The sequence below is a fragment of the Bradyrhizobium sp. USDA 327 genome (genome assembly GCF_041262065.1).
Classification (GTDB): domain Bacteria; phylum Pseudomonadota; class Alphaproteobacteria; order Rhizobiales; family Xanthobacteraceae; genus Bradyrhizobium; species Bradyrhizobium liaoningense.
In genome coordinates, this window is record NZ_JBGCCW010000001.1 from 4,348,857 (window position 1) to 4,362,092 (window position 13,236).

Below are 13,236 nucleotides of genomic sequence, written 5' to 3' on the forward strand. Positions count from 1 at the left end.
CCCCAGCCAAGCACGAAAATGGTTAACGAAATGTTCGAGCCGTTTGACGTAGATCCGCCCGCTTGTTGACGGAAAGTTGCCGCAATTGGCCGAGTCCGGTGGAGAATTGCATTTATTGCTAAGGCGTTAGGGCGCGATCCTGTTAACGATGATTAAGATTGTCTTAATCGCAGGCATTTCATTCGCGACGCTCTGCCAATAGGATGTTGCGGAAATTGGCGGACAAGCCGTCCGGGTAGGGATGGCTCGGAGATCCGCGCAAGCGGCATGATCCGGTCTGTGGGCTTGCGCCGAGCGCAGGGCTCGCGGGGGGACGCGTACAAGTAACGAGGGCTCGGACTGAACATGGCGAACACTCCGAAAAAGGTCAAAGACCCCACAGAAGTTGCGCTTTCTGCGATCCAGGAAGCCCTGAACATCAGTGACACGGCTGCCGATACCAGCCGCAACGCCACCGCGCGCAACGAAGCGGCGCCCCCGGTGCCGCCCGCGCCCCCGATCTTCGATGAGCCGAGCTTCGAGCCGCGACCGGCCGCCAATGAGCGGTCGACCGTGTTCGATACGGTTGAGGAGCCGCTCTCATCGCGCCGCGCCGCGAATGACGACCGCGAGACCATCGGCCAGCTGCTCCAGGCGCTTCAGAAGGGCCGCCCCGCCCGCAGCGTCTACACCTTCGCCACCATCTTCGCCGGCGTCTGGCTCGCTGCCTGCGCCGCGCTGACCGTCGGCTTCCTGCCCTCGATCCAGGCCGCCATGGGCCAGAGCGGCGGCGTCCTCGTCATCGCCGGCCTGATCGCGATGGTCTTCGCGCCGATCATGCTGTTCTACTTCCTCGCCAGCCTCGTCTGGCGCGGCCAGGAAATGCGCATGATCGCGCAGGCGATGGCGCAGGTCGCGATCCGCTTCTCCGAGCCCGAAGGCTCGGCCTCCGATTCCATGGTCACCGTCGGCCAGGCCATCCGCCGCGAGGTCGCGGCGATGGGCGACGGCATCGAGCGCGCGATTGCGCGCGCCGGCGAGCTCGAGACGCTGGTCGCCAACGAGGTCGCCGCGCTGGAGCGCGCCTATAGCGACAACGAGGTGCGCATCCGCGCCCTGCTCCAGGACATCGCGCATCAGCGCGACAATCTGGTCGGCCAGGCCGAGCAGGTCCGCAGCGCCATCTCCGGCGTGCAGATCGATCTGCGCCACGACATCGCGCTGATCTCGGATGCGATCGCCTCCCGCGTCGACGAGGTTGCGAAGTCGATCACCGGCGCGCTCGAAGAGCGCGGGGCGCACATCACCCAGGCGCTGAGCAATGCCGGCGACAACATGATCCTGGCGCTCGGCGAGCGCGGCGGCGACCTGCTCGACCGCCTCGAGGAAGCCAGCAACGAGACCACACGCGCGGTGCTCGACGCCAGCGAGCGGCTGACCACGAGCCTCAACTTCAAGACCGGCCACGTCCACGACGAGTTCGTCGACCTCGCCGACCGCGTCCACGAGATGCTGAACGAGCGCATCGACCGCATCACCGGCGAATTCGAGCAGCGCTCCGCCGCGATCGTCGACGGCATCTCCGAGCGCACCGAGCAGGTGCACGATTCCCTGAAGAATTCGTCGGACTCGCTTCTCCTCGAGCTCGAGCTGCGCTCCAACGACCTCTCGGCCAAGATCGACGACGCCGGCAACCGGCTCGCCGACCACATCATGACGAGCGGCGACAAGGCGAGCGAGGCGCTCGACGCCACCGTCAACACCCTGGTCGCCAAGGTCGTCAGCCAGACCGAGACCGCGCACGACTCGCTGTCGCTGCAGATGAGCGCCTTCGACGAGCTGGTGAGGAACCAGGGCACCGAGCTGGTCGAGAAGTTCGCCCGCGACTCCGGCACGCTGGGCGCGCTGATCACGCGCCACATCTCCGAGTTCGACCGCACCGTGAAGACCTTCGGCGGCGAGATCGTCGAGCGCATGGGCCAGCGCACGCAGGACATCGCCGAGACGCTGAAGACCTATGTCGACAATTTCGATACCCGCTTCACGGCGAACGGCGGCGAGATCACGGCGGTGCTCGACCAGCGCCTCGTGCAATTCGAGACCACGGTCGGCGAACGCGTCAGCAATCTCGACGCCTCGCTGAACGGCAAGATCGCCAGCCTCGACGGCACGATCGAAGGCCACATCAGGACCTTCGACGAGCAGCTCGTGGGCCGGGTCGCCGCGCTCGAGCAGTCGTTCGACAGCCGCGCGCAGTCCATGACCGAAACCATCGACGGACGCATCAACACGCTGGCGACGTCGCTGACCGACGGTGCCGCGCAGGCGATCCAGTCGATCGATAGCCGCCTCACCTACCTCACGACCTCGCTGACCGATGGCGCATCCCAGACCATCCAGTCGATCGACACGAGGCTGACGCACCTCACGACGACGCTCACCGGCGGCGCGACGCAGGCGCTCGAATCCATCGATTCGCGCCTCACCTACCTGACCACCGCCGTGACCAACGGCGCCTCGCAGGCGGTGCAGTCGATCGACACGCGCCTGACGCTGCTGAGCTCGACGCTCACGGACGGCACCGCGCAGGCGATCGAGGCGGTCGACCGCCGCATCACCGGCGTCACCGAGATCATCGACGGACGCAGCACGCACCTGACCGACACGGTCACGGCGCGCTTCCAGGAGATCCATCAGGCCATCGAGACCAAGGTCGGCTCGGTCGCCAGCGACATCGACGTACGCGTGGCGCAGTTCGAGGACCTGCTCGGCTCGCGCGTCGAGGCCGTCGCCGGCCGCATCGAGAACAGCGGACGCCAGGCCAGCGAGGACATGATGTCCCGCGCCGAGATGATCTCGACCGCGATCCGCTCGCATGTCGAGGACGCCGAACGCTCGCTCACCAACCTCGTCGTCAACACCAGCGAGACGATCCAGACCGGCGCGCGCACCGCTCAGCAGTCGCTGTTGACGGTCTCCTCCGACGTCAACGCCCAGCTCAAGATGACCTCAGCCGAGGTCGAGCAGGCGCTGACCGCGGTCGGCACCGGTGCGGCGAACTCGATCCTGACCAGCGCCCGCGAAGCGCAGTCGACGCTGGTCGCGGCATCGGGCGATGCCTCCAACCAGATCAAGGGGCTTGCGGCCGACGTCGAACGCACGCTGTCGGCGGCAGGCGCTGCCACCGCAGCCTCGATCCTGGCCGGCGCCCGCGAGGTGCAGACCACCCTCGTCACCGCCTCCTCGGACGCGGCCAACCAGGTCAAGACTCTCACCGCCGACGTGCAGCGTTCGCTCACCATGGCCGGCACCACCACGGCGGAATCGATCACCGCCGGCGCCCGCGATGCGCAGAGCGCGCTGGTCGCGGCTTCGACCGAGACCGCCAACCAGATCAAGGCGCTGTCCTCCGACGTGCAGCGCTCGCTCACGATGGCGGGCACCTCGACGGCCGAGACCATCATGAGCGGCGCCCGCGAGGCCCAGAGCACGCTGGTCACGGCGTCCTCGGATGCGGCGAGCCAGGTCAAGTCGCTCGCGGCCGAAGTGCATCGCTCGCTCTCGCAGGTCGGCCAGTCGACCGCCGAGACGATCACCACCAGCGCCCGCGACGCCCAGAGCACCCTGCTCGCGGTCTCGGCCGAACAGACCAGCCAGGTCCGTTCGCTCGCGGCCGAGATGCAGCGCGCGCTGGCGACCGCCGGCGGCGCCACCATCGAGGCGCTCACCAGCGGCGTTCGCGAGGCCCAGGGCTCGCTGATCTCCGCCTCGAGCGATGCGGCGAGCCAGATCAAGTCGCTGACGACGGACATCGAGCGCACGCTGACCGCGGTCGGCGCCGACACCGCCTCGACCATCCTCAGCAGCGCGCGTGAGGCGCAGATCTCGCTGACCTCGACCTCGGCCGACGCTGCGAGCCAGATCCGCACGATCTCGACCGAGATCGAGCGGACGCTGAGCGCGGCGGCCGCCAACGCGACCAACGACATCCAGACCAGCGCACTCGACGCCCAGAACGCGCTGATCTCGGCCTCCAACGAGGCGAGCTCGCGGGTCAAGTCGAGCTCGTCCGACGTCGAGCGCTCGGTGCTCGCCGCCAGCAGCAGCTTCGGCCAGGCCATGACCGGCAAGACCGACGAGATCGTCACCTACGTGCAGCAGCAGGCCGACCGCCTGTCGAACATGATCGACGCCAAGCGCGGCGCGCTGGTCGACGCGATCGGCTCGAAGACCAGCCAGCTCACGCTCGACATCGACCGCGTCACCTCCGATGCGCTGAAGTCGATCGAGACGCGCGGCCAGGCCTTCTCGCAGACCATGATGGGCAACGGCTCGGAAGTCGCCCGCACCATCAACGTGGCGAGCGAGATCGCCACCAGCGCGGTCGGCAAGTCGCTCAAGGACCTCGAGCAGGCCTCGCGTTCCGCGATCGACCAGTCGCGCCAGGTCTCGATCGCGGCCGTCACCGAGATGCAGGAGACCAGCAAGATCCTGCGCACCGACACGGTGGCCCTGTTCGAGCGCCTGCGCGAAGGCAACATCCTGCTCCAGGAGGTGCTGACCGGTGCGCACGACAACCTCAACTCGCTCGAGCGGGCGCTGGTGACGCGCGTCGCCGACTTCGTCTCGGCGATGAACGACGTCACCTCGCGCAACGGTGAGGCCACGCAGAACCTGGAAGAGCAGCTCAACGTCTTCAACAGCAAGACCACCAAGGCGCTGCAGGATCTCGGCGAGCTGTCGACCCAGTTCGACGCGCACGGCAAGGCGCTCGTCGAGGCCGCCCAGGTCGTCGAGCAGAGCAACAAGAACACCACCGCCTCGCTCGCAGAACGCAAGCAGGCGCTGGAATCGCTCGTCACCACCATCGACCTGCGCACGGCCGATCTCGACCAGCGGCTGTCGCGTTTCACCGGACTGCTCGATGAATCCCTTGCGGCCGCCGAAGAGCGCGCCCGCGACATCGCCCGCGTCGTCGCCGAGACCGCCGGCGCAGGCTCGGCCGCGATCACCCGCCAGTTCGAGGCGGTGCGCTCGGCGTCCGAGGAGGAGCACCGGCAGACGATCGAGGCGATGCACGACATCTACCGCCAGACCACGGACGAGGCGGATGCGATGTTCAAGCAGTCGACGGAAAAGTTCACCAATCTCGTCTCCAGCATGAAGCAGATGGCCTTCGAGATGCACAACGAGCTCGAGGCCACCCGCAACGAGCTGCGCCGCGGCGTGCTCGAGATGCCGCAGGAGGCTGCCGAGAGCACGGCGCAGATGCGCAAGGTGATCGTCGACCAGATCGAGGCCCTCGCCGAGCTCAACCGCATCGTGGCCCAGCATGGCCGCGGCCTCGACGTCACCACGGCGGGCCGCGCCAGCGTGCAGCGCCAGGAAGAGCCGGTGCTGGCAGCCGTCGGCGGCCGGGCCGCCGAGACGCGCGTGCGCGATACCGGCAGCGCCTCGACGCTGCCGCCGCCGGACCTCGGCATGCCGGCTCCTTCGCGCCGTACCGAAGCGCCGCCGGTTGCGCCTAGCAGCAACGACCAGGGCCGCGACGGCTGGCTGTCGGACCTGCTGAGCCGCACGGACGCCAACCAGGGCGCTCCGACCGGACGTGAGGCGCTGCGCGGCCGCCCTGCGCCCGCTCCGCAGCCACCGGCGCCGCAGGCTGGCGCCAATCCGCTGGAATCGCTGTCGCTCGACATCGGCCGGCTGATGGACCGCAACCTCGCCGCCGAGATGTGGGACCGCTACCAGCGCGGCGAGAACAAGGCCTTCACCAAGCGCCTCTACACGCCCGCCGGCCAGAAGGCCTTCGACGAGGTCGCCCGCAAGTACCGCGCCGACCGCAACTTCAAGGGCACGGTCGACCGCTATGTCGCCGAGTTCGAGCGCCTGCTCGACGAAGTCGCCCGCGACGGCCGCGGCCCGCAGGAGCTGCGCAGCCACCTCACCTCGGAGACGGGGCTGGTGTACACGCTCCTCGCGCACGCGGCGGGCCGGCTGGGGTGAGCGGCTTTTAGACGATAACGAACAGGAACGGAGGCCTCGGGGCCTCCGTTTCTGTTTGGGAGTTGTTGCGCGGACCCTCACAGCGCATGTGAATTCGCCGTCGATCGGGACCGATCTATCGAGGGTCAGACCACCGCTCGCGACCGCAAGATCAAGCCGCGCTTCAGGGTCTATCACGGTCGTGTCCCCGGTGGTGGTGTAACTGGTTAGAGCAAAGCCGCCCGGACGCGCGCCTCACATAGCGCCGTAGCGGGCGGGTGGCTTTGCGGTGGTCACCGGCAGTTCTCCGGTAGGATCGGGTTGCGACACGCCAACGCAACCGAGGAACCACCGATGACCGACGACATGATGAACCTGCGCACGCTCGTAGAGAAGACCCCTGATGCCGATCTGTTGCGCGAGATGATCGGCTTTGCCGCCCATCGCCTGATGGAGCTGGAGGTCGAAGGCCAGACCGGGGCGGGCTATGGCGAGAAGAACCCGGAGCGCCTGGCCCAGCGCAACGGCTACCGCGACCGGACCTGGGAGACCCGGGCCGGCGCGGTCGAGCTTCGCATCCCCAAGCTGCGCAAGGGAAGCTACTTCCCGGCCTTCCTAGAGCCGCGCCGGATGGCCGAGAAGGCGCTGACCGCCGTGGTGCAGGAAGCCTATGTGCAGGGCGTCTCGACCCGCTCGGTGGACGACCTGGTGCAGGCCATGGGCATGACGGGCATCTCCAAGAGCCAGGTCAGCCGGCTGTGCAGCGAGATCGACGACAAGGTGAAGGCCTTCCTCGCCCGCCCGATCGAGGGCGACTGGCCCTATCTGTGGATCGACGCCACCTACGTGAAGGTGCGCCAGCAGGGGCGCATCGTGTCGGTCGCGGTGATCGTCGCCGTCGGCGTCAACAGTGACGGCCGCAGGGAAGTGCTTGGAATGGACATCGGCCCCTCCGAGGCCGAGACGTTCTGGACCGCGTTCCTGCGCAAGCTTGCCCGCCGCGGCCTGCGCGGCGTCAAGCTGGTCGTCTCCGACGCTCATGAGGGCATCAAGGCCACCGTCGCCAAGGTGCTCAACGCCAGCTGGCAGCGCTGCCGCGTCCACTTCATGCGCAATGCGCTGGCGCACGCCGGCAAGAGCGGCCGTCGCGTCGTCTCCGCCTTCATCGCCACCGCGTTCGCCCAGGACGATGCCGAGGCTGCCCGCGCTCAATGGCGCAAGGTCGCCGATCAGCTCCGCCCCAAGCTGCCCAAGCTGGCCGGCTTCCTCGACGAGGCCGAGACTGACGTGCTCGCCTATATGACGTTCCCGCCGCAGCACCGGACCAAGCTGCACTCGACCAATCCGATTGAGCGCCTCAATGGCGAGATCAAGCGCCGGACCGAAGTGGTCGGCATCTTCCCCAACGAAGACGCCATCGTCCGCCTCATCGGCGCGATCCTGCTCGAGCAGAACGATGAATGGGCCGTCCAGCGCGCCCGCTACATGACGCTGGAAACCATCGCGCCGTTGAGCGATGATCCCGCCGTCAGCCTCCAGGCAATCGCCAGCTGACCTGCCCGGCTCTCGCCGGCGAACGCGGTGACCCGCCGCCAGCTACACCACGCTAAGGGACACGATCTCTATCACCGCGATGTCGACTTGGAGCTCAGTGCCCAATGCGCATCTTCCAAATCAGCGTCGGCGATCCTGCAGGCGGTTAGCTGCAGACCTCTTCCGGGAATTGCGCGGACCCGACGCGTTCGAGACGGCATCCTTTTCGAATCGGCCGACAGCCGATGGCAGGTGTACACAGGATGATGCCGGAGTCGTTAGCTTTCGGCGCGGCCGCTGGCGGGCTCTTCGGGCGTTTGGCGCCGTGAGCCGGCCCGCAGGCCAATAGGCTCGCCAGCGCCAGCAATAGGACGGCTCGGGGCAGGCGCATTTGGATCTCCCGCTGCAGATCGCAGGATCGGCCTTTGCGAAGCCCGTCAGGTCTGGCACCGCAGGGTGGGCTACCGCTTAGATCCCCATCCTACCGGCCGGCGCATGCGTGTCATCTCGATTCAAGAGAGAGCCCCTCATTCGACGCGCTACGCGCGCAACCTTTTCCCAAAGGGAAGAAGGCCTGCTACCGCCTCGGCGCCGCCGCCGGCTTCGGCGGCTCGGGCGGCGGGGCCGGCTGCGACGAGTTGCTGGCGCCGAACAGCACGCGGGTCGGGTTGCGGTCGAAATTGTTCACGGCGCGGCTGATATCGCCGAGGGTGCGGCGGCCGTCGGCCATCAGCGCGCCGGAGCGCTTGTCGAAATCGTCGGCGAGCTCGCGGATCGACTTCACCGCCTGGAACAGCTCGCCGCCATCCTTGCCGCCGGCCAGCGTGTTGAGGCCGAGCATGAGGCTGTCGGCCTTGAGCATGACGCCGTCGACCTTGGCCATCACAGCGTCGATCTTCTCGGAATTGCGCGCCAGCGAGTTGGTGAAGGTCTCGAGGTTCTTGAGCGAGTTCTTCACCGATTCCTGATTGTCGGCGACGATCTTGTTGATGTTCTGCAGCGTGCCGCGGATCGCCTCGGTGACGTCCTGAAGCTTGTTGGGATCGGCGGTGAGCGTGGGGATGCCGTCCTGGTCGAGCGGCGGCGGGGCCGCGGCCTCGTCGCCGCCCTTGAGCGAGATTGCGGCGACCCCGGTGAGGCCCTGGAATTCGAGGCCGACCAGGGTGTCCTTGCGGATCGGGGCGTTGTTCTCGATCATGGCGAGTGCGACAACCCGCCGCGGGTTGTCCAGCTTCACCGAGACCACCTCACCCACCCTGATACCGTTGAAATTGACGCTGCCGCCGTTGCGCAGGCCCGCGGCAGGCCCCTCGAACACGACGCGCAGAGGGCTGCGCTGCTTGGTGGTGTGCAGCGACTGGAACCACAGCACGAAGCCGATCGCCGCGGCGATCACCGCCAGCGTGAACGAGCCGATCAATACGTAATTCGCCCGCGTTTCCATCAGGTGCTCCGGCTACTCAACCCAGCTATTCAACCCATGACCGCGCGGGCGCGCTTGCCATGAAAATACTGCCTCAGCCAGGGATGCTGCGAGGCCTGCATGTCGGCGATCGACCCTGCCGCAATGATCTTACCGTTCCCTAAAACGGCGATGCGATCACATGCTGTGTATAGGCTGTCGAGGTCGTGGGTTACCATGAAAACGGTCAGCCCCAAAGTGCGCTGGAGGGTCCTGACCAGTTCGTCGAAGTCGCCGGCACCGATCGGGTCTAGGCCCGAGGTCGGTTCGTCCAGGAAGACGAGGTCCGGATCGAGCGACAATGCGCGCGCCAGCGCCACGCGCTTGATCATGCCGCCGGAGAGCTCGGACGGGAAACGCTCGGCGACCTCAGGCTTGAGCCCGACCATGGTGAGCTTGGCCATGGTGATCTCGTCCATCAGCCGCTGCGAGACGCGCAAGTATTCGCGCATCGGAAACTGGATGTTCTGCCCGACGGTGAGCGAGGAGAACAGCGCGCCCTGCTGGAACAGGACGCCCCAGCGCCGCTCGACGTTGCGCCGCTCCGACGTGCTGGAGGAATCGAGGTCGACGCCGAACACCTCGATGGAGCCTGCGACCTTCGGCACCAGGCCGATGATGGTGCGCGTCAGCACCGACTTGCCCGCGCCGGAAGGGCCGACGAAGCCCAGGATCTCGCCGCGCTTGACGTCGAGATTGAGCCCGTCGAGCACGCGCGTCGTGCCGAACTGCACGGTGATGTCGCGGACGCGGATGATGGGATCCTGAATCTCGCCCGCCATCGTCACATCCCGATCGAGGCGAAGAAGATGGCGAACACGCCGTCCATGACGATGACGAAGAAGATGCCCTTCACCACCGATGCGGTGGTGTGCTGACCGAGCGATTCCGCGCTGCCCTGCACGGCGAGCCCTTCGACGCAGGCGACGATGCCGATCACGGCGGCCATGACGGGCGCCTTCACCATGCCGACGATGAAATGATCGATCGAGATGGCGTCGCGCAAGCGCAGCAGGAAGGCCTCGGGTTCGACCCCGCCATAGAGCCAGGCAACCAGACCGCCGCCATAGAGCGCAGCCATCGCGCCGAGGAAAGCAAGGATCGGCAGCGCCAGCACCAGCGCCAGCATGCGCGGCAGCACCAAGACCTCGATCGGATCGAAGCCCATGGTGCGTAGCGCGTCGATCTCCTCGCGCATCTTCATTGAGCCGAGCTCGGCGGTGTAGGCGCTGCCGGAGCGGCCCGCGACCATGATCGCGACCAGCAGCACGCCGATCTCACGCAGCACCAGGACGCCCAGCATGTCGACGACGAAGATGTCGGCGCCGAAGCGGCGGAAATGGAAGATGCCTTGTTGCGCGATGATGCAGCCGATCAGGAAGGTGATCAGCACGATGATCGGCACCGCGCGCCAGCAGACCTGCTCCATGTGGTGCACGGTCGAGGTCAGGCGGAACGAGCGGGGGTGGATCAAGACGCGAAAACCCGCCGCGAGCACCGCGCCGAGCATATCCACGAGGCCTGTCACGGTCCCGGCCACACCGGCCACGGTCCGGCCGATCTGCTCCAGCATGCCGGAGATGGTGATCGTGCTGCTGTCGACCACTTGGGTCGCCCTGACCCGCCGCACCTCGTCCACGAGGCTGGAATAATTGGCGGAGAGGCCCGCGATCTGCGCCTCGACAGCGCCTTGGGTCAGGCTGCGGCGCAGCCGCTCGATCAGCCAGGCGCCGAAAGTGTCGAGCTTGGCGACCTCGGAGACGTCGATGAAGATGCTTTGCGGACCGCCGGCGAGCTTCTCGGCGTCAGCCACCATCCGCTCCAGGACCGGCGCGAAGCTCGCGGTCCAGGTCCCGGTAGCGCAAAGTGCCAGCGCGTTGCCTTTGGCAATCCGTTCGAGCTTCGGATCGCTGCTCAAAATGTCCGCTCCCGTACCGGGGCGGAGAAAATCAGATGGTTGCGCACGCGCCCTTACCCAGAGAAGGTATCCCCAAGTGGTTAATGTTAGTTGATAGAGGTAACTAGCAGGTTCAGATTTCGCCAGAGTTCAAAATGACTTCCATGAAATTAGTAACTTTGGCGGCGCGAATCGAGCGCTTCCCGATCGCCGGCAGCTTCACCATCAGCCGGGGCGCCAAAACCGAGGCCGTGACCGTCGTGGTGGAGGTAAGCCACGACCGCCTGACCGGCCGCGGCGAGTGCGTGCCCTATTCCCGCTACGGCGAGACACCGGAGGCGACCCTTGCCGCCATCCAGGCCATGCAGCAGGCCCTCGCGGGCGGTCTCACCCGGCAGGCCCTCCAGGCGGCCATGCCGCCGGGTGCGGCCCGCAACGCCCTGGATTGCGCCCTGATTGACCTCGAGGCCAAGTCGGCCGGCCTGCGGGCCTGGAACCTGCTGAACCGCCCGACGCCCGGAGAGCGCATCACCGCCTACACGATCTCGTTAGCGACCCCCGAGGCCATGGCCGCGGCGACCGCCAAAGCGGCGCACCGGCCGCTGCTCAAGATCAAGCTCGGCGGCGACGGCGACCCGGAGCGGATCGCGGCGGTACGCAAAGCCGCTCCCGAATCCGAGCTGATCGTCGACGCCAACGAGGCCTGGACCGAAGCCAATCTGGAGCACAATCTCGCCGCCTGCGCCACAGCGGGCGTCACCCTGGTGGAGCAGCCGCTGCCATCAGGCAAGGACGAGGCGCTGGCGCGGATCAGGCGCCCGATCGCGGTCTGCGCCGACGAGAGCGTGCATGACCGCTCCTCGCTCGCGCCTTTGCGCGAACGCTACGATGCCGTGAACATCAAGCTCGACAAGACCGGCGGCCTCACCGAGGCGCTTGCCATGGCCGATGCCGCACAGGCGCTCGGCTTCGAGATCATGATCGGCTGCATGGTCGCGACCTCGCTGTCGATGGCCCCGGCGATGCTGGTGACGCCGCAGGCGCGCTTCGTCGATCTCGACGGGCCCCTGCTGCTCGCGCGCGATCGCGATCATGGGCTGCGTTACGACGGAAGCCTGGTCTATCCGCCTGATTCCGCGCTGTGGGGATGAGCCGTGAGGCGGTGCCGCGCTGACCAGATCACGAGCGCCCCCAGGCCGGCCATCGCGGCCATCACGTAGTACAGGCTATCGCCGATGCGGGCGTAGATCGCGCCTGACGCGATCGAGGTCGCAGCGCCCAGGAGCCCGTTGCAGGCGGCATAGTAGCCCTGCCCCCGCGCGATCTGATGCGCCGGGACGCGCTGCACCAGGAGATTCATGGTGCCGACGATGGTCATGCCGAAGGTGAGACCATGGCCGAGCTGCACGATCGCGAGCAGCGCGAGCGGCGGCTCGCTCGCGGTGACGACCCAGCGCACGACGGCGCTGAGCCCGCCGATCGCGATCATCGTGGACGGGTGCAGCGAGAAGCGCGGCGACAGCGCGAACACGAAAATCTCGGCGATCACGCCCAGCGTCCACAGCCCCGCGATCGTCAGCCCACTGATCCCATGGAGCTGCCAGTTGATGGCCGAGAAGGTGTAATAGGCGACATGGCTGCCCTGGATCAGCGCGGCCGAGGCGATGACCGCCCAGAAGCCGATATCGCGCAGCAGCGCCGTGCTGGCATGCCTCTCGGTCGTCCTGTGCCTGACATCGTCGAGCGGCTGAAGCAGCAAGCTGGCGAGCACCGCAACGACCGCCCAGGCCACGATGACCCAGATCAGATCGCGCGCCGCGATGACGTCGACGAGATAGCCGCAGGCGAGCGAGCCGGCGGCGAACGCCGCCGAGCCCCACAGCCGCAGGGGTCCGTAGTCGAGCCCGTAGCGGGCGACACCGCGTAGCGCATAGGCATCGGTCAGCGGCATCGTCGGCGTCCACATCATGCAGGTCAGCGCATAGATCAGGAACAGTGCCAGCGGCTGCTGCTGCAAGCCGACCGCCGTGAAGCCGATCGCGGTCGCCAGCACCGACACCATCATGGCAGCGCGAATGGCATGCCGCTTTTCGGCGAACGCCGTGACCTGCGGCAGCGTGGTGAAGCGCGTGATCGCCGGCAGCGCGTTGATGAGCCCGATCCAGGCTGCGTCGATGCCGATCGCCTTGAGCCAGACCGGGAAGAACGGCAGATGCGTGCCCGAGACCGCGAACACGGCCGAATAGAACAGGGCGAGGCTCACGGCGAATCGCCGCTTCCTGGCTGCCGCGATGGGGATTTGTGATTCGGACTGCATCAAACCAATTGCGATTCGGTCGATATCGTGGTGATCGTTACAGTAGCGCGCACTGATTTGCGC

Annotated in this window: 7 protein-coding genes; 3 read left to right on the plus strand and 4 right to left on the minus strand. The window is 67.0% G+C overall.

Annotated features, from left to right (window positions below):
- Positions 1-345 precede the first annotated feature (345 nt).
- On the plus strand, positions 346-5,985 hold the full coding sequence (locus tag ABIA42_RS20460) for a negative regulator of septation ring formation (protein WP_370121881.1): 5,640 nt from the start codon (positions 346-348) through the stop codon (positions 5,983-5,985).
- A gap of 333 nt (positions 5,986-6,318) precedes the next feature.
- The gene (locus tag ABIA42_RS20465; protein ID WP_370121878.1) at positions 6,319-7,518 is read left to right on the plus strand and encodes an IS256 family transposase; all 1,200 of its coding nucleotides are present in this window, start codon (positions 6,319-6,321) and stop codon (positions 7,516-7,518) included.
- Between the two features lie 556 nt (positions 7,519-8,074).
- On the opposite strand, the gene ABIA42_RS20470 is transcribed toward ABIA42_RS20465, so the two are convergent.
- From ABIA42_RS20470 to ABIA42_RS20480, 3 genes are read right to left on the minus strand one after another with little or no spacing between them, the layout of a single operon-like run.
- The gene (locus tag ABIA42_RS20470; protein ID WP_271533236.1) at positions 8,075-8,941 is read right to left on the minus strand and encodes an MlaD family protein; all 867 of its coding nucleotides are present in this window, start codon (positions 8,939-8,941) and stop codon (positions 8,075-8,077) included.
- Between the two features lie 29 nt (positions 8,942-8,970).
- On the minus strand, positions 8,971-9,741 hold the full coding sequence (locus ABIA42_RS20475; protein WP_271533237.1) for an ABC transporter ATP-binding protein: 771 nt from the start codon (positions 9,739-9,741) through the stop codon (positions 8,971-8,973).
- A gap of 2 nt (positions 9,742-9,743) precedes the next feature.
- On the minus strand, positions 9,744-10,877 hold the full coding sequence (locus tag ABIA42_RS20480; RefSeq protein ID WP_271533238.1) for an ABC transporter permease: 1,134 nt from the start codon (positions 10,875-10,877) through the stop codon (positions 9,744-9,746).
- Between the two features lie 134 nt (positions 10,878-11,011).
- Between ABIA42_RS20480 and dgcA the strand changes: the two genes are divergently transcribed.
- Positions 11,012-12,007: an N-acetyl-D-Glu racemase DgcA gene (dgcA, locus tag ABIA42_RS20485; RefSeq protein WP_370121874.1), complete on the plus strand. Its 996-nt coding sequence runs from the start codon at positions 11,012-11,014 to the stop codon at positions 12,005-12,007.
- On the opposite strand, the gene ABIA42_RS20490 is transcribed toward dgcA, so the two are convergent.
- Positions 11,977-13,173 carry an MFS transporter gene (locus ABIA42_RS20490; RefSeq protein ID WP_370121871.1) on the minus strand — a complete coding sequence of 399 codons (1,197 nt, stop codon included), beginning with the start codon at positions 13,171-13,173 and terminating at the stop codon, positions 11,977-11,979. The two genes, dgcA and ABIA42_RS20490, sit on opposite strands and share 31 nt — an antisense overlap.
- Between the last annotated feature and the right edge of the window lie 63 nt (positions 13,174-13,236).